Source organism: Paenibacillus aurantius (assembly GCF_032268605.1).
Lineage (GTDB): Bacteria > Bacillota > Bacilli > Paenibacillales > NBRC-103111 > Paenibacillus_AO > Paenibacillus_AO aurantius.
Genome location: NZ_CP130318.1, coordinates 1,359,656 through 1,376,824, shown reverse-complemented (window position 1 = coordinate 1,376,824; position 17,169 = coordinate 1,359,656). Strand labels below are relative to the sequence as shown.

19 protein-coding genes are annotated in these 17,169 nt (G+C 57.3%); 4 read left to right on the top strand and 15 right to left on the bottom strand.

Going from position 1 to position 17,169, the window contains the following annotated elements; genetic code table 11:
- Window positions 1-41 precede the first annotated feature (41 nt).
- From MJA45_RS06725 to MJA45_RS06700, 6 genes are all read right to left on the bottom strand, one after another.
- On the bottom strand, window positions 42-926 hold the full coding sequence (locus tag MJA45_RS06725; RefSeq protein WP_315606500.1) for an ABC transporter substrate-binding protein: 885 nt from the start codon (window positions 924-926) through the stop codon (window positions 42-44).
- A gap of 57 nt (window positions 927-983) precedes the next feature.
- Window positions 984-1,640, bottom strand: coding sequence for an ABC transporter permease (locus MJA45_RS06720; RefSeq protein WP_315606499.1), 657 nt, complete (start codon window positions 1,638-1,640; stop codon window positions 984-986).
- Window positions 1,637-2,767: a betaine/proline/choline family ABC transporter ATP-binding protein gene (locus MJA45_RS06715; RefSeq protein WP_315606498.1), complete on the bottom strand. Its 1,131-nt coding sequence runs from the start codon at window positions 2,765-2,767 to the stop codon at window positions 1,637-1,639. The genes MJA45_RS06720 and MJA45_RS06715 overlap by 4 nt, the downstream gene beginning before the upstream one ends.
- 298 nt (window positions 2,768-3,065) lie before the next feature.
- Window positions 3,066-3,701, bottom strand: coding sequence for a TrkA C-terminal domain-containing protein (locus MJA45_RS06710; protein ID WP_315606497.1), 636 nt, complete (start codon window positions 3,699-3,701; stop codon window positions 3,066-3,068).
- 170 nt (window positions 3,702-3,871) lie between these two features.
- Window positions 3,872-5,035 (bottom strand): S1C family serine protease, encoded by a 1,164-nt coding sequence (locus MJA45_RS06705; RefSeq protein WP_315606496.1) that lies wholly within the window; start codon window positions 5,033-5,035, stop codon window positions 3,872-3,874.
- Between the two features lie 257 nt (window positions 5,036-5,292).
- Window positions 5,293-5,799: an Hsp20/alpha crystallin family protein gene (locus tag MJA45_RS06700; RefSeq protein WP_315606495.1), complete on the bottom strand. Its 507-nt coding sequence runs from the start codon at window positions 5,797-5,799 to the stop codon at window positions 5,293-5,295.
- Window positions 5,800-5,991: 192 nt separating this feature from the next.
- On the opposite strand from MJA45_RS06700, the gene MJA45_RS06695 reads away from it, so the two are divergent.
- Together MJA45_RS06695 and MJA45_RS06690 are read left to right on the top strand one after the other, a co-directional pair.
- Window positions 5,992-6,894 (top strand): LysR family transcriptional regulator, encoded by a 903-nt coding sequence (locus MJA45_RS06695; RefSeq protein ID WP_315606494.1) that lies wholly within the window; start codon window positions 5,992-5,994, stop codon window positions 6,892-6,894.
- Window positions 6,895-6,968: 74 nt separating this feature from the next.
- Window positions 6,969-7,775 (top strand): histidinol-phosphatase, encoded by an 807-nt coding sequence (locus MJA45_RS06690; RefSeq protein WP_315606493.1) that lies wholly within the window; start codon window positions 6,969-6,971, stop codon window positions 7,773-7,775.
- A 197-nt stretch (window positions 7,776-7,972) separates the two neighbouring features.
- Here MJA45_RS06690 and MJA45_RS06685 read toward each other — a convergent pair whose 3' ends face one another.
- Entirely contained in the window at window positions 7,973-8,473 is a 501-nt protein-coding gene (locus tag MJA45_RS06685) for a hypothetical protein (RefSeq protein ID WP_315606492.1), read from the bottom strand.
- A 59-nt stretch (window positions 8,474-8,532) separates the two neighbouring features.
- Window positions 8,533-9,378 carry a phytanoyl-CoA dioxygenase family protein gene (locus MJA45_RS06680; RefSeq protein ID WP_315606491.1) on the bottom strand — a complete coding sequence of 282 codons (846 nt, stop codon included), beginning with the start codon at window positions 9,376-9,378 and terminating at the stop codon, window positions 8,533-8,535.
- Between the two features lie 159 nt (window positions 9,379-9,537).
- Between MJA45_RS06680 and MJA45_RS06675 the strand changes: the two genes are divergently transcribed.
- Entirely contained in the window at window positions 9,538-10,425 is an 888-nt protein-coding gene (locus tag MJA45_RS06675) for an AraC family transcriptional regulator (RefSeq protein WP_315606490.1), read from the top strand.
- 18 nt (window positions 10,426-10,443) lie between these two features.
- Here the strand turns inward: MJA45_RS06675 and MJA45_RS06670 are convergent, their stop codons facing one another.
- Window positions 10,444-11,442 carry a serine hydrolase domain-containing protein gene (locus MJA45_RS06670; RefSeq protein WP_315606489.1) on the bottom strand — a complete coding sequence of 333 codons (999 nt, stop codon included), beginning with the start codon at window positions 11,440-11,442 and terminating at the stop codon, window positions 10,444-10,446.
- Between the two features lie 175 nt (window positions 11,443-11,617).
- On the opposite strand from MJA45_RS06670, the gene MJA45_RS06665 reads away from it, so the two are divergent.
- Window positions 11,618-12,043, top strand: a complete 426-nt coding sequence (locus tag MJA45_RS06665; RefSeq protein WP_315606488.1) for an organic hydroperoxide resistance protein — start codon at window positions 11,618-11,620, stop codon at window positions 12,041-12,043.
- Window positions 12,044-12,406: 363 nt separating this feature from the next.
- On the opposite strand, the gene MJA45_RS06660 is transcribed toward MJA45_RS06665, so the two are convergent.
- The 6 genes from MJA45_RS06660 to MJA45_RS06635 all read right to left on the bottom strand — a co-directional run bounded on the left by MJA45_RS06660 (window position 12,407) and on the right by MJA45_RS06635 (window position 17,125).
- Window positions 12,407-12,745, bottom strand: coding sequence for a helix-turn-helix domain-containing protein (locus MJA45_RS06660; protein ID WP_315606487.1), 339 nt, complete (start codon window positions 12,743-12,745; stop codon window positions 12,407-12,409).
- Window positions 12,746-12,909: 164 nt separating this feature from the next.
- Window positions 12,910-13,275: a helix-turn-helix domain-containing protein gene (locus MJA45_RS06655; protein WP_315606486.1), complete on the bottom strand. Its 366-nt coding sequence runs from the start codon at window positions 13,273-13,275 to the stop codon at window positions 12,910-12,912.
- Between the two features lie 375 nt (window positions 13,276-13,650).
- On the bottom strand, window positions 13,651-14,820 hold the full coding sequence (locus MJA45_RS06650) for an aminotransferase class I/II-fold pyridoxal phosphate-dependent enzyme (RefSeq protein ID WP_315606485.1): 1,170 nt from the start codon (window positions 14,818-14,820) through the stop codon (window positions 13,651-13,653).
- A gap of 34 nt (window positions 14,821-14,854) precedes the next feature.
- The gene (locus tag MJA45_RS06645; RefSeq protein WP_315606484.1) at window positions 14,855-15,520 is read right to left on the bottom strand and encodes an acetyltransferase; all 666 of its coding nucleotides are present in this window, start codon (window positions 15,518-15,520) and stop codon (window positions 14,855-14,857) included.
- A gap of 27 nt (window positions 15,521-15,547) precedes the next feature.
- Entirely contained in the window at window positions 15,548-16,135 is a 588-nt protein-coding gene (locus MJA45_RS06640) for a sugar transferase (protein WP_315606483.1), read from the bottom strand.
- A 21-nt stretch (window positions 16,136-16,156) separates the two neighbouring features.
- Entirely contained in the window at window positions 16,157-17,125 is a 969-nt protein-coding gene (locus MJA45_RS06635; RefSeq protein WP_315606482.1) for a glucosamine inositolphosphorylceramide transferase family protein, read from the bottom strand.
- Between the last annotated feature and the right edge of the window lie 44 nt (window positions 17,126-17,169).

The window sequence follows — 17,169 nt, the reverse complement described above, 5'->3', positions numbered from 1 at the left end:
TATTGTGGTTTTGGCTGTCGGACGCTTTCCTTCCCTATCTCTTACTTAAGAATGCCCTTTTCTTTCAGAAATTCCTCCGCTACCTTCTCCGCCTTCAAGCCTTCCGAGTCGACCTTCGCGTTCAAGTCCTGCATGTCCTTCTCGCTCACTTGTCCTTCGAGCTTAGCCAGCGCATCCTTAAGCTTCGGATACTTCTCAAGCACATCGTCCCTCACCACGGGACCCGCATCGTACGGCGGGAAGAAGGACTTGTCGTCTTTCAGCACAACCAGGTTGTTAACCTTGATCTGCCCGTCGGTCGAGTAAGCGTCAATGACATCCACCTTTTGGTCCGTGAGGGAACGGTACATAATTCCGCGGTCCATCCCGGTTGCTTCCTTAAAATTCATGCCGTACGTCTTCTGAAGGCCGGGATAGCCGTCCGGACGGTCAATGAATTCGAACTCGGAGCCAAGCGTGAGAGAACCCGCCACCTTCACCAGATCGCTGAAGCTCTTCAGCTTGTATTTGTCGGCCGTCTCCTGCGTCACCGCCAGGGTGTACGTGTTATTGAAGCCGAGCTTGTTCGTAAATTGGATTTTGTCCTTCTTCAGCAGTTCCTTCGCTTTGGCCAGCGTCTCCTCCGAGGTCCCGGTCTTCTGCTGGTAGAAGTTAGCCACGATGGTTCCCGTATACTCCGGGTACAGCTGGATATCGTTGTTCTGCAGCGCCTTCCAGGCCACGTTCGTGCCGCCGAGGTTAACCTTTCTCTCTACCTTCAGGTCCGTTTCCTGCTCGATGACATCGGCCATCATATGGGCCACGAGAATGTTTTCGGTGAAGTTTTTGGAGCCGATCGTGATGCTTTCCTTGCTGCTGCCGGAGCTGCAGCCTGCCAGAGAGGCGGATACCGCCAGTGTCAAACCAACTATTGGCCATTTTTTCATAGTATGGAACTCCCCCTGTATCTTTTTGTCGAGTTTGGTGTGTCTTTTTGTTGTTGCTTAGTGGTTTCGTAAGCCTTTCGGAGTCGTCAAGCGCTCCAGATACCCCAGCAGAAAATCGAGCACCAGCGCCAGGATGGCGGCCGGCAGAGCTCCGATCAGAACCAGGGCGTCAATGTTGCGGGTAATGCCGAGAAAGATAAAATCCCCGAGGCCTCCCGCCCCGATAAAGGCCGCAAGCGTAGCCGTTCCGACGTTGATGACGGCTGCCGTGCGGATTCCCGCCATGATGACGGACAGGGCAAGCGGAAGCTCGACCTTGAAGAGAATCTGACCATTGGTCAAACCCATGCCCCAAGCAGACTCGATAATGGAACGATCGACGTCCTTAATCCCGGCGTAGGTGTTGCGTATGATCGGGAGAAGCGAATAAAGGAACAGAGCCGCGATAGCGGTCTTCATGCCGATTCCGAAAATAGGAATCATGAAGCCGAGCAAGGCAATACTCGGAATCGTCTGAAGAATCCCCGCTCCGCCCAATACCCAGGTCTTAAGAAACGGGAACCGGGTAATCGCGATGCCGAGCGGAATGCTCACCACAATGGCGATGGCCATCGAGATCAGGACAAGCTGAATGTGCTGCCCGGTGGCGGCCAGGAGGTCTTCCCCCCGCATGCTGAATTGATTAATGACTTGTCTCCATAAGCTGTCGTTCATATAACTTCCTTCCCTCCTGCCCATTGGTCCGCAAAAACCGTCAAGAGGCTCGACCGGGTCACGATCCCCGCTATCCGGTTGTTCTCGTCCACGACCGGAAGGATGCCGAACTTGGCGTCGGTAATGGCCAGAAGCGCGTCCTTCGCCGTTCCGCTGACCGGCAGCACCGATTGGGCCGGCACGCACACTTCTTCGATCGTTTGGATCTGCTCCAGCTTCGCCTGCAGGTCATAGGCGGAAACGATGCCGACCAGCTTCGCCTGCTCGTCGCCGACCAGAAGCGTATCCGTCCGCCGCTTGCGCATGAGGGACAGCGCCCGGGCCGGAGAAAGCGAAGCGAGGGCCGTGACCGGATTTTCCCGCATGATTTCATTAACGGTGATAAAGTCGGGATTCTGGTAAATCCGGTTGCGGCCGATAAACTCCTCCACGAAGCCGTGCGCCGGCTCCCGGAGCAGCTTCTCCGGCGTATCGAACTGAACGACCTCTCCATTCTTCAGGATGGCGATCCGGTCGGCCAGCTTCAGCGCCTCGTCCATGTCGTGGGTGACGAACACAATCGTCTTGCGGACCGTTTTCTGCAGACGAAGCAGTTCGTCCTGAAGCTGTTCCCGCGTAATGGGATCGAGCGCCCCGAAGGGCTCGTCCATGAGGACGATCTCAGGATCGGCGGCCAGAGCCCGGGCCACCCCTACCCTCTGCTGCTGCCCGCCGGAAAGCTCGCGGGGATAGCGGGAAGCGAAGGTGTCCGGGTCGAGGCCGATCAGCTCCAACAGCTCGCACGCCCGCTCTTTGCGCTTCGCGGCGCTCCATCCCTTCAGCTCGGGAACAAGGGAGATGTTCTGCTCAATCGTGTAATGGGGAAAAAGTCCTACCTGCTGGATGACATAGCCGATATTGCGGCGCAGCTCCACAGGGTTTTCCCCGGTAATGTCTTTGCCTTTGATCCGGATGGTTCCCTCGGTGTAGGGAATCAGCCGGTTGATCATTTTCATAGTGGTTGTTTTCCCGCAGCCGCTCGGTCCGATGAACACGATAAACTCGCCTTCCTCAATCGTGAAATCCATCGATTTCACGGCCCGAAAGCCGTCGGGATAGGTCTTGCTCACTCCTTCAAAGGTAATCATGAAAAACCCCTTCCTGTTTCTGTTGTCTCTTACCCTTCCCCTTAATTGGAATGCCTCGTTCTTGCAGAGCTTGGCCGGATAATAAGCCATGGGCGGAAAGCCTGGTCATTCGCAGCCGTACCAGAGGTGATCATTCGGGTATCGCCTATTATACCTATTTCGACGCAAACTGACAACCTCTCTAGTTTTATTAGGTTGTTAGTTGAAGATGAGAATAAAAAATAGACCAGCCGGAAAACCTTGGCTGGTCCTGGTATTTAGGGGATATGGCGCCTGGGAAATCAGGCGGTCCGACAATCTATCCTTCTTCATCTTCCGCATGCTGCTGATTGAGGAATTGCTCGGCTCTCGCTTGAACCGGCCCGTCTCCCACCACCACCAGCACATCGTCCGGCTGCAGGATAACGTGAGGGCCGGGGGAAATGGATACGCTCGTCCCGCGGCGCAGCGCCACGATGGTCGCCCCGGTGTTCTGCCAGAATTGCAGGTTGGCAATGGTCTGCCCCACGGCAAAGGAATGAGGCGCCACCTTCACCTCCATCGGGTGATAGGGCTTCAGGTTCTGCAGCCGGTCCGAGGCGTGAATGATTTCGTTAAGGAGCTTCTCGAATTTGCGGTCGATCTCATGCTTCTCGTGCAGCAGCATCTGGATATCCTGCTTCAGAGAGTAGACCGACTTCAAGTATTGGTTGCGGTTGATGTAATCATAAGCATTCTGTTCCGAGAGGATGGTAATCTCTTTGCCCTGCGAGACGGATACGATCGACTCTTCCTTCAGCAGACTCATGGCTTTGCGGATGGTCTCGGGGGAAACCCGGTACTGGCTCGCGAGCAGGGACCGGCCGGAAATTTTGCTCTGAACGGGGAACTCCCCGCTGACTATACGTTGGGCTATATCCAAGGCTATGGACTTATAGCTGGCCATTTCCTGCATCGCTATTGCTCCTTATAGTAAGGTATGAGACGCCAATTCTGGTGTGCCCTTTCTAAGAATACTCCCTTTCTCATTATAGTCAACCGGTTCTCCCTTCTAACCGCTTTTCCCGGGAAACCGGCTCAGCCGGAGCTAGTGCCTTATCCGGTAACTTTGTTGCACCAGACCGCTTATCGGGAAGGAGCCGGAAGAGCCGTCAAGGTTACGTTAAGCGTGCGTTCGCTTCCATCCGGCTTGTACACCTTCAGAGCAACGGAATCCCCGATCTTGTGCTTGAACAGCTCGGCATGCAGGGCAACCGAATCGGTGATTTTGACATTATCCATGGAGGTAACGATATCCCCTTTCTCCAGACCGGCCTGCTTGGCTTCCGGCGACAGCACCGCGGCCACGACGACTCCGTAATTCACGGGAGCCTGGATGCCGTAAGAAGCCGTCAGCTTCTGCAGGTCCCCTGCCTGAATCCCGAGTGCCGGGTAGCTGACTTTGCCGTTCTTCATCAGCTGGTCGATGATTTGACGGGCTTCGTTAATGGGAATGGCGAAGCCCATCCCTTCCACTCCTTCAGTGGCAATCTTGGAGCTGTTAACTCCGATCACCTTGCCTTCGATATTGCATAGAGCCCCGCCGCTGTTCCCGGGATTGATGGCGGCATCCGTCTGCAGAACGGCCTGCTCGTTCAGGAATTGCCCCGTGGCCTCATCGGTCACCGGCATCATCCGCTTGGTGCCGCTGATCACGCCGACGGTCACCGATTGGTTGAACGCTTGCCCCAGGGGATTCCCGATGGCGATGGCCGGTTCGCCGACCTGAAGCTTGTCCGAATCGCCCAGCTCCGCCACTCCCGTCACGTCGGCCGCCGGAATTTGCAGAACGGCCAAGTCGCTGTACGGATCCCGCCCGATCAGCTTCGCTTCGGTGTTCCTGCCGTTCGGCAGAAGCACCTCAAGCTTCGCGGCTCCCTCCACGACATGGTTATTGGTTACGATGTAGCCCTGTTTGTCGTATATAATTCCAGAGCCTTCTCCCTGGGCCTTAAGGCCCGAGCCGCCGGACACGTAATTCACGACCACTACGATAGCGGGCTTGACGGCCTTGGCCGCTTCGATAATCCTGTCACTGATATTCCCCTGTTCAGCTTGGGCAGCTTGGGCAGGCTGTGCCCGGACCGTCGGATCACCGGCTTGGACGATTTTGGCGGATGCGGCTTCGGCAGGAAAGCCGTTCATCTGAACCGCTCCGAGTGCGGCCACCGCCCCCACGACGGCGGACAGCAGCATGGCCGCCAGCCAGGAGCCCCAATGCTTCCCGTTATCCCGTTCCTTCTTCTCCATGAGCCCTTCCTTCCTTTCTTGAAGTTATCGTACTTCCCTCTCGTAAGTCCGTCTTCTCCTTGCCCGATTTGCACCCTGTTACGGGAATTAGTTGGCATGCTTACCAAATGCTTATACCCTAAAATTACCACTATCCCTTTCGCCTGAATCATTGCTCCCGAACGGCAAACAGCCCGGATCCTGACGGATCGGGCGGCAAGGTCACTCGAATAGGCGGTGCCGGTTCTTTATCGCCCGTCTGCTCTATCCCCTACGCCTTATTCAATCGGAATCCGGGTGTGCGGGGGGTCGGCCACCGGAATGCGCACGATAAGCAGCCCTTCCTGCAAAGCCGCCTTGACCGGTCCGCAGACGCCCTCGATCCGCCGGGGCATGACGAAGGAGCGCTCAAATTCTCCGCGTCGGCGCTCCGACAAATGGAGGGCTTCACCCGGCAGCCCTGTCCGGACGATGCCCTTCAGGTGGAGCTGCCCGCTGTTCAGCGACAGCTGAATATCCTCCTTCCGGACGCCGGGCAGGTCCACCAGCACGAGAATTTCCTGGGCGGTCTCCGCTATATCGGCGCAAGGGTAACCAGCCGGCGGGGGGCCGTTCCGGTTGGGGGAAGGCGCCTCCTCGAAGAGGAATTCTTCGGCAAGCGGGTTGTCGAACACTTCGGTCCAGAACTTTCCGCCGGTAACCGTTTTGGCCATTTCCATCCATTTGTTGAACTTCTCCGTATCCATCGGTACCCCCTTCTCTCCCGCATAACGCCAGGATTTCACGGGCAGTCCGTCTTCCGCAACGGCCCTTCTTCCTAAAGCATATTGGGCGCCCGCGTTTTCATACCAGCCGCCGCCGAATTTTCGGGATGGATCCTCGGAAGCGAAAGCCTTCCTTCTTTTGCCTTCCGGCCGGGTTGGTCTTATAATGAACACAATGAAATTAACTTAGGGCGTATCGAAGGGGGACGGCGGATGAACATCAATCAATTGGAAACCTTATTAATGATTTCCAAAACGATGAGCTTTCGCAAGGCGGGAGAATTTCTTAACCTGACCCAGCCGGCGGTATCCGCACAAATCAAGAGCCTGGAGGATGAATTCCAAACCGTCCTCGTCGACCGGAACCAGCCGGTTACTTTAACGGACAGCGGACGCGTCTTTCTCGAGCATGCCCAGCGGATTCTTCAGGTGGTGGAGGAGATGAAGCAGCGGCTGTCCGATCTCGAGAACACGCCGCAGGGGCATATCAATCTGGGGACCACGACGTCGATCGCCATGCAGATTCTGCCCCGGGTGCTTTCTTATTTTCAGAATCAGTATCCCCTGATCAAGACGAGCATCTATTCCATGCCCTCCTCGCAGATCATGACAAGCGTGGAGAACGGGAATGTCGACATCGGCATCGCTTACCTGTCCGACCGGACCCCCGGCCTGGAAACGTCCGTCCTGTATTATGACAATTTCGAGCTGGTGGTCTCGCCTTCCCATCCGCTTGCGCGGAACAGCCATGCCACGATGGAAGACTTGAGGCACATCCCGTTCATTATGCTTTCTCCGGACACGGCCGGCCGCCGGTTCGTCGATCAGCTGTTCCGCCGCTGGAACATTACCCCTATGATTGTGATGGAGCTGTCGAGCAGCGAGGAAGTGAAGCGGATGGTAGAGCTTAATCTGGGGGCCGCCATCATCTCGAAGCTCTCCATCGCGAACGAAACGAGGCTGGGCACCCTGCGGATGCTTCCGGTCAACGAGCTCGACATCAGTCACCCGGTCGGGGTCATCTACAAATCCGGCCGCTACCTGAGCTCGGCCATGCAGCAGTTTCTAAGCGACCTGAAGGGCATGCCCGAAACCCAGTTCCTCGGCTCGGAATAACGGATTTCGGCTTTACCGGAGAGATCCAAAGAGACCACTATAAAACCAACTAACTCAACGGAGGGACCGGATCCATGAAATTCGACCTGCATACCCACCATAGCCGCTGCGGCCATGCCGAAGGCGAAATAAGGGATTATATAGAGGCGGCTCTGAAGGCGGGGCTTCAAGTCATCGGTATCTCCGACCACTCGCCCTATTTCGGCAGCAAGGAAGACCACGCGGAGCCCGGCATTGCCATGGCGAAAAGCGAGTTCACCCACTACATCTCCGAGGTGCTGAAGCTTAAAGAGGAATACAAGGACCGCATTGAAGTGCTTCTCGGGGTGGAATCGGATTTCTTCCCGGAGCATGCCGACCTGTATAACCAGATGTATGAGCCTTATCCGTTCGATTATATTATCGGGTCCGTTCACCGCTCGGGCGGGGTAAGCATCTTCAACAAGAACCGCTGGAAGGGGCTTTCCAAGAACGACCAGATCAAGGCGAAGGATGAATATTACGATCTGATCCGCCAATCCGCGGACAGCGGCATGTTCCAGATTCTGGGCCATATCGATGCGATGAAGGGCTATTACCCCGAATTCAGCCGGATTCAGACCAAAATGGTCGAGGAAACACTGAAGATCATCGGCGGACACGGAATCGCGATTGAGGTCAACACCTCGGGCAAAACCAAAACGGTAGGAGGCTGGTACCCGGCCGACGATATTTTGGAGAGGGCCTTGTTCTACAACATTCCGATTACGTTCGGCTCGGATGCCCATCTTCCTTCCCGCGTCGGGGACGATTGGGAAGAGGTGCAGCGCAAGCTCCGGGAGATCGGATTCAAGGAGTGGGTGTATTACCGCCGCAAGGAGATGCAGAAGGTGCCGCTGTAAGAAGCTCTCTCGGCTCACGCCTGGCACGCTATGAAGCGTTAGGCGGACAATGACCCTGAAGCCAAAGCAAACAACCCCCTTTACGAAAACGCCGGGACGGCGCTTCGCAAAGGGGGTTTTGTTTGGAGAGGCGCTGCTCAGGAAGAAGCTCGCGCCGCATGGAATGGCCCTCATGAGGGCCTTCCGTTGTGCGGAGGTCAGCGTCTTCCCAGGACTCTTCGGATCAGCCGGAAGAGGAAGAACAACACCGCCGCCCAGAGGATGATGCCGATGAGCGAAACGCCGCCCCCGTATCCGCCGTAGCCCCCGAACCCGAACGGGTTCAGCAGGCTGCCGAGGAACGTGCCCGCCGCCAGGCCGCCGAAGAAGCTGCCGAAGCCCGTCCGGCCTGGAGCGGCCGGCGTGCGGGTACCCGGCTGGCCGGCGCCGGGCCGGGTCACGCCCGCTCCCGGCGTCACGGCACGGTTGCCGCCCCGGTACCCGCCGGCCGGGGACCGGTAGCTGCCGCGGCCGGAGCGGTAAGCCTGCGGCTGCAGGCCGTCGTCCTCCGCCGGCTCGTTCACCAGCGGAGGCGGCACGACCGGAGCCGCTTGGACCGCTCTCGGCGTCTCTGCCGCCGGTATGGCGGATGCCGGGGACGTCCAGGCCCCGTTCATTAGAAGCAGCAGGAAAATCGTAAAAACGGCTGCTAAACGCATAAAACTAACCCCCTATCCAATTGGCCAGGATAGGGGTAGTATTTGTCACTTTCTCCTGCTTATTCCGTTCCGCTCCGGCTGTAGACGAGAGGATTGAGCTCGGTCGCGGCGATTTCCCCGGGGGCCGTTCCGGGAAACCAGGTCTTGAGATCGTTTTGTCGTGCAACGCTGTCCGGCTCGATGGCGCGGGTTCCATCCGCATAGTAGATGATGGTCATGACCTCCCTCATCCGGTCGGTCGGATTTCCCGGGGCGCTGTGCAGCGTCCAGCCGGCATGAAACGTAGCGTCCCCTGCGGCCATGGCCCCATACGTCACCGTCTCCAGCTTTTTGCCTTCGATGTAGCTTTTGAAGGTGCGGTGGGATTCATCGGAGATCTGCTCCCGGCTGAGAAAACCGTTCTTGTGGGAGCCGTTGACGAAGGTCATGGAGCCCACCTCCTCCGTTACCGGAACAAGCGGCATCCACATGGTGATGGTGTTCATCGTATCGAGCGGCCAGTAGATCTGATCCTGGTGCCAAGGGGTATGGCCGCCTCCCGGCTCCTTGAAGAGAGCCTGATCGTGATAGATCCGCACCCCGTCCACCCCCATCAGATCGGCGGCGATTTTGCCGAACCGGCGGGCCAGAACGAACCGGCGGACGGCCTCGCTGCGGCGCCACAGGTTGCCGATCTGGATGAAAGCCTTCCCGTACGTGTCCCTTTCGCCGACCGGCTTATCGTGGTAATTAAGCTCTCGGACCAAACTCGCGATAAGCGGCTCATACGAGGCTATCTCCTCCGGAGACGCGGTGCCGGGAAGGTAGATATGGCCTTTGTCGCGATAAGCAGCAAGCTGCTCCTTTGTCAGCGCATATTCCTCGGTCAGGGCGGGCAGGTCGTTGGCTTCGGACTTCCTGATCATGGGCATCCCTCTTTTTCCAATGGTATACTTGTCTTATCCAAGCGAAGCGGTAAGATGCTTCCTGAATTCCATGCTTCCATTATACTTACGGTCATTGGGTTTGGCTTTGTACAACCCGCCTGATCTATTTGTCTAAACCGACTGCCCAAGGAGGCTTCCATGTCCTCTTTATCCGAGTGGATGGCGCGCCATCCCATTGTCCCTTATATCCGCGAAAGCGATTATGCCATTCGGCTTCCCTGGTCATACCCGGAACGCCGCCTTCTCGATTACCTGCTCATCTACATCCAGGAAGGCGAATGCTTGTTTACCGTGGACGGAACGGACCATTCCTTCGTCAGCGGGGAATGGTGCCTGATCCAGCCGGGCAGCCGGAACGCGCTGAAGGGGCTGACCTCGACGATCACCCCCTTCGCTCATTTGGATCTATTCTACAATCCTCTAAGGGAGCAGAGCTTTCCGACACGTGCGGGCCAGATCGACCTGTCCGCCTATTCCGAGCTCATGCAGCCGCGGCTGAACGACATGACGGGCATCCATCTTCCGGTGCGGCTCGTCCCGCGAAATCCCCTTGCCTTCCGGGACCGTTTCTTGGAGACGATCCAGTGCTGGATGCAGCGCTCCCCCTTGCAGCAGCTTAAGGCCCAGTCGCTCGCGACGGACCTGATTCTGACTATGCTGGAGGACCATACGAACGAAGAAAGCGTCAGCCGGACGAATCCGGAATCGATGAACGGAATAACTTCCTTCCTCTCGCTGCGATTATCCGAGCCGCTTTCGGTTGCCGAGATGGCCCGGCGGGCCAACCTGTCCCCGTCCCGATTCACGGCTGTGTTCCGGAAGCGGTTCGGCACCTCTCCCCACCAGTACCTGCTTGAATTAAGAATCCGCCATGCGAGGGAGCTGCTCGAAACGACGCCGCTCAAGCTAGAAGAAATCGCCGAATACTGCGGCTTCTCGGACATCCATCACTTCTCGAAGGCCTTTAAGAAGAGAACGGGAATCTCTCCGGGAAACTGCCGCCCCTCTCAAGGGGATCGGCGGTAAGCCGAGGTTTGTCCCCGTTTACGGCCTGTCCTCCATAGCGCGGGACACGTAGTCGAACAACAGAGCTTTGGACAGAATGGCGTTATGCTTGCCGGCCAGCGCTTTACGGACAACCATGACCAAGTCCCGGGAGGGAACGACGAACAGGTACTGTCCTCCGAACCCCAGAGCGAAGTAACAGTCGAATCGCCCGTTATGGTCCTCCGGTGACACCCACCAGTGGTAGCCGTAATGACCGTAGATGGGCGGTTCGTAATGAACGAGCCCCTTGTGCTGGATCGAGGTCGATTCCCGGACCCACGCCTGCGGAATCAGCTGATTCCCGAACCAGTCGCCCTCCCGTAAGTAGAGGAGGCCGAATTTGGCCAGGTCCCGCGAGTAGAGCTGAAGGCCCGCTCCTCCTTCGTTCACGCCGTCATGGCTCTTCCACCTGGGCGACCGGAAGCCTAACGGACCGAACAGATGCTGGCGGGCGTAGGCCAGAGCGCCAAGCCCGGTAGACCGGGTTAGAATATCCGAGAGGAGCTGGGAGGCGCCGGAATTGTAGGTGAACGCTTCGCCCGGCTCGTGCCCGATCGGCTGCTGCAGCACATAGCGGGGCCAGTCCGCTTCCTTCCGCATCTGGAAATAGGGCTTGTCAAAATCCGGCCACTCGAAGCCGGGCGTCATCGTCAAGAGGTGCTTCAGCCGAATGGAGGCCAGCCGGGGATCCGCTTCTTCCCGCGTCCATTCGTAGAACTCGCCCAAAGACCTATCGAGATCTTGGATTTCTCCCCGTTCCATCGCGATTCCGATCAGGGCGGACAGGAAGCTCTTGGTCATGGAATACACCTGGCCCGTCCGGTCCTGCCCCTTGTCGTGCCATTCCCACACCAGCCGTCCGCCGCGAACGATCAGGACGTCTCTCATTTTCCATTCGCGGAGACGTCCTTCCATCTCCTTAAGAATCTCCGGCCGTAACCCGGCGTCTTCCGGCCGTCCCTCCGGCAGAAACGGGTCTTCCCGTTCGCTTATCATGCGGCTCTCCCCCTATGCGTTACTCTCGATTCTCCTTATTACCCGTTCTTTCTTCTCCTTCGTTCATTCGTCTCGAGCCCCGCAGCTTGTTTTCCGTCTAGCGATAATGGGTAAAATTAAACGGGACAAGCGTTTTGATACAGGCAGGATCCCGATTGGAAAGGAGCGTTACCTCATGGACAAATTATACACAGCATCCGCCACCGCCGTACATGGCGGACGGACCGGTTCGGTCCGCAGCTCGGATGGAAAGCTGGACTTTAAGCTCAGTATGCCCAAGGAACTGCAGGGAGACGGAGGAGAAGGCACGAACCCCGAGCAGCTGTTCGCCGCCGGATATGCCGCCTGCTTCGAGAGTGCCCTGCTGATGGTGGCCCGCCAGAAAGGGCAAAAAATCGAGAACGCCGAAGTCACGGCCCAGGTCAGCATTGGAAAAGACCCGGCAGATGGAGGCTTTCAGCTCGCAGCCGTCATGGAAGTGAAAATACCGGGAATGGACCAGGCGACGGTTCAGGAATTGGCAGAAGCCGCCCATCAGGCGTGCCCCTATTCCAAGGCCACGCGCGGCAACATTCAGGTCGACGTAAAGGCGGCGGAATAACGCAGCCGAAGGGGACGAATGCCCAACCGTTCGGCGGAAGCGCGGAATGCGGCGGCACTCGTCCCGTCCGTGCCGAACAGGCTTTACCGGGAGGGGCGGGCCGGATAGGTGGCTTCGCCTGACCAGGCAAGTGGCGAACGAGGCACTGCCCCATCTCCCCGGTAGCCCGTGCCTTCAGCCCTTCGGGCTTCTGATCCAGAAGCCCGAAGGGCTTTTTGGCCCACGCGCTCTTCTCGCCCAACCGAAAAAAGCCCCCGTCTCCTGGAGCTCCAGGAGACGGAGGCATTCGGTACACACGAGAGGTCGGCCGGACGAGAGGCCGGGCTCCCCGAGGATAACGGCCCTGCTTACACCGGGGGGAGCCTATTCGCCGCTCGGGCGGGACATTCTCCACCGGTTGAAATCCAGAAACTCGCGGAACTGCTGTTTGTCCACGCCGGAAGACATCGCTTCCCGGACAATATCATACCATTCCGGGTCTAACTCGATTCCCGGCCTTCCTTCTTCTTCCCCGTCGATCAGGCGATCCACGGGAACTTTAAGGACGGCCGCAATTTTCTCAAGAAATTGGATGGAAGGATTCTTCTGGATGTCCCTTTCCAGGCTGCTTATATACGATTTGGCCACGCCGGCCCGTTCGGCCAGCTCCGTGAGAGACATCCCTTTCTCTTTGCGTAACTGTTGAACTCGTTTACCGATCATTCCGATCTTCCCTTTTAGCATAATGGTAACTGAACAGGTCAATGCTTGCATTATACCAGAGTTCTTTGTAACGAACAATTAGGATTCTGAAGAAAAAGACCCTTTACAGACAGAACTCTCCTACTTTTTGCCCATGTCCTGTTCCCTGCAACCGCTGCCAATGGTTATTCGGGTTGAGTGTTGGACGACTCGATCTTATTCTGTTTGTACCATTTCATAAAATCTATGATAATCTTATATTCATGAATCTGGTCCTTGTCTATTCCCGACCTCTTCAAGGCATAGATAAAGTCCATCCATTCTTTCTCGAATTTATGAGGACTTTCGGCATCCGCGGCAAGCTTCAGCAAGGTTTTGAGATCCACCTTCAGCACCGAAGCAATCTTCTCCATCACATGGATCGAAGGATTCTGCTTAAGATTTCGTTCGATGTTGCTTAAATACGATTTCGAGATTCCGGTTCTCTCCGAAAGCTCGGACAAGGTATACCCTCGCTGCTTCCGGATATCGGAAATGTTTTTACCGATCATGGCGTTAATCACTCCACCGTTATCTTATAATTTCGACCATCCTCTTGCCTTTTAGTAGGTAAACCCGAAACATCTCACCCCCTTTTGGCCAAAGCATACGTACGAAAGCTTTAACATAGGGTTACTAGTAAAGGAGGCTTCCAGCTATGTACGAGAGTATGATTTCCTTTATGAAAAGGTCAAAAACGGCTTACCATAAAGTTATGCATCTTTATCATTCCGTGCTATATAACGATTGCCGGGACCAAGACATGCGGGAAAGCCTGTATATCAAGCTGAAGCAACATGAAAGCAAAATGACCAACCGCTCTTGACCGGTTCGGTGGGGCGGGCAGAATCCGCGTTTAATAGGAATGCGGCTTCCCCAAGTCTTTCTTATCGGACCCCTGCGCGCCCGCGGGCAAGTGTACGAAGAACACACTCGATGACCCTCGTCTGGTCGGGCTCGCTCATGTTCGAGCCGGACGGCAGGCATATTCCCCGCTCAAACAGCCTTTCGGCTACATTCTCCTTCTCGGTGTGCGTGTAGTACCGGGCGCCCCGGAATACCGGCTGCAGGTGGAGCGGCTTCCACACCGGTCTGGCCTCGATGTTCTCTTCCGCCATCATTCCTAGCAGATCCTGAACGGTCCCTTCCGCTTCCTCCTCCAAGGTGAGGGCCGTCAGCCAGCGGTTCGACCGCGTGCCTTCGAGCTCCGGCATGAAACGGATACCGGGAACCGAAGCCAGCTCCCGCCGGTACCGCTCGAAGACGGCACGGCGCGCGTTCACCCGTTCGGGGAGGACCTCCAGCTGCGCCCTTCCGATTCCCGCCAGCACGTTGCTCATGCGGTAGTTGTAACCCGTTTCGCTGTGCTGGTAATGCGGGGCCGGGTCCCGGGCCTGGGTGGCGAGGAAACGGGCTTTACCCATCGCCTCGGCATCGTTCGAAACGAGCATCCCTCCACCGGAGGTCGTGATGATCTTGTTTCCGTTAAACGAATAGATGCCGAAGGTGCCGAAGGTGCCGCTCGCCTTCCCGCGGTACTCCGATCCGAGGGATTCCGCCGCGTCTTCTACGAGGGGAACGCCATAGGACCGGCACAGCGCCACAATTTCGTCCATGCGTGCGCTCTGCCCGTACAGGTTCACGACGATAACCGCTTTGGGAAGGCGGCCGGACCGCTTGGCGTCCTGAAGGGCTCTTTCGAGCGCTGAGGGGGACAGGTTCCAAGTGCCCGGCTCCGAATCGAGGAACACCGGCTCCGCTCCCTGGTACAGAATCGGATTGGCGCTGGCCACGAACGTCAAGGTGGAGCAGAACACCTGATCCCCCTTTGTGACGCCGAGCAGCCGAAGAGCCAGGTGCAGAGCCGCCGTACCGGAGCTGACGGCCGCCGCCGCTTCCACATCGACGAAGGCAGCGAGCTCCTTCTCGAAGGCATCCACGTGCGGACCGAGCGGAGCGATCCAATTGGAATCGAACGCCTCCGTCACGTAGTCCCTTTCTTTTCCGCTCATGTGCGGGGAAGATAAATAGATTTTGGGCTTGTCGCTTGCTGGCATGTGGGTTTCCTTCCTTTCCCCGGGTACCCCGGTTTCACGATACTGCAAATGGCTGAACGGCTAGCGTCGGAGCCGGAACCCCTACAATCCGGGCGGGCGTTCCCACCGCGGTAGAAGCTCCGGGCAGGTCGCACACGACGGTGGCTCCGGCCCCGACCAGGGTCCACTCTCCTACGCTCATGCCCGGAATCACGGTGGCCCCGGCCCCGATCAGGCTGCCTTCCTTCACATTAACGGCGCCCGTGAGCGTAGCCCGCGGGGCAATGTGACAGTAATCCTGAACCCGGCAATCATGTTCGACGATCGCTCCCGAGTTGATAATGGCATGGCTGCCGATTCGGGCATCGGCGTTAATAATGGTGTTCGCCATGACCACGGTCCCCCGTCCCAGCGTGGCGCTCGGGCTGACGACGGCCGTCTGGTGAACCAAGGAAACATAGCTTTCCGGGGGCAGGCCGAGCTTGGCTACAATGGTCTTTCTTACGGCATTATTGCCGATGGCAATCACGACCTGAAAGGGGCCGGCCAGCTCAGAGAGCTGCTCCATAGAGGCAAGAGGGCCGGTATACCGTCCCTGGTCCAGCACCAGCCTGTCGTACCGGTCGTCGAGAACCGCACACAGCCGGTAATGCCGGCTGGCGCGGATCATGTCCTGAATCACCTTGCTGTGTCCGCCATCGCCGATCACGGCAATCTTCATTCGTCCTTCCCCTCTTTTCCTCCCGGATTACGATCCCATAAACTTCTCCATCGTGACGTGATTTCCATGACTGATTCCTTCGGATTTAAACACCTTGCGGACCGTCATCAGCAGAATGGTCAGGTCGAGCCGGAAGCTGCGGTTGTCCACGTACCAGACATCCAGCTTGAATTTCTCTTCCCACGAGAGGGCATTGCGGCCGTTCACCTGGGCCCATCCGGTAATACCCGGCCTCACCTCGTGCCGTCTTGCCTGCTCCTCTGTATAGAGGGGCAGGTAGTCCATCAGCAGCGGCCGGGGCCCGACGAGGCTCAAGTCCCCTTTCAGCACGTTGACAAGCTGCGGGAGCTCATCCAGGCTGTACTTCCGCATCCTCTCCCCAAAAGGAGTCAGCCGAAGCTCATCCGGAAGTTCCCGGCCGCTTCCGTCCCGGGCGTCGCGCATGGAACGGAACTTGTAGAGTACGAAGGGCACCCCGTTTCGTCCCGGACGCTGCTGCTTGAACAGGACAGGCGCCCCCAGCTTCTTCCGGACCAGCACCGCCACCACCAGGATGACCGGGGACAGAAGGAGCAGGAGACCCGCTGCAACGAGGATGTCAAAGATACGCTTCACCTGGGTTCCTCCTTATGGTAATCAATAGATAAGCTTGGCGATCCATCGGCTCAGCTTCCAGGCCGGGTAGCTCATATGCGAGCAGCGGTGGCCGTCCACCGCCACAAGCCACCGTCCGTCCGTGAGCCTTAGCTGGTCGACATGGTGCATGCCGTCCTTGTGCCAATCGCCTTCCCGGTTCGTTGCGCCAAGAACCCGGCCCACTTCCTCTTCTTCATAGTCGTCTACCGTCAGCTTGAGGATCCGGAAAGCGCTCACCGATTCTCCGTAATCCGGATACGCGGATTGGGTATACCGGTAAACCGTCTTTCCGTCCCGAATCACCCTTCCTCCCGGACGGCTGATTCTCTTGTTACGGGTCACAATCGGGCTACAGGCATGTTCGGACCATGGGCCGAACAGGTCCTCGGCATGAAACAGCCGAAGGTCGCCTTCTTCCGTGCCCGCGAACATCCACCAGCGTCCCTCCGAGAAGAAAAGAGAAGGATCCAGGTACCGGACATTCCCGAGCAGCTCCCCGGCCGGCTCCCATTCATAGGGGAAGCTCTTGGCTTTGTAAAGCTGAACCCGGTTGGCTTCAATGGACTCGGGAAGCATATACATCTCTCCATTATGCTCAAAGACTTGCGGATAGGAGAGGTGAAAGCTCTCCTGCAGCACAACCCTTTCGTAAAACCATTCCCGGCCGTCCGAGCTCGAGGCTACCGCAATTTCTCCCCGGCCTGAGGCCTTGTTCAGGACTTCAAAGAACAGATAATACTCCGACTGATGCTGAACCAGGAACGGATCCGCGACGAATTCGGCCGGAACATCTGTGACGTCGGTTGCTGCTAGCGATGGCCGGTGCAATAGGGCGTCATTCGGAGAGGCCGTCAAGCCATTCCCGGCCGGGAAGACGTGTATGGACCAAACCGCCACTTTCATTCCTTTTCGCACAAGTGTTACCCAATGGTGAATCTTCCGGATGCATGGTGCCTGGATGCTTCTCACAAAACTCCTCCGATGTCTACACTGGAAGCAGATACTGTCCGGAA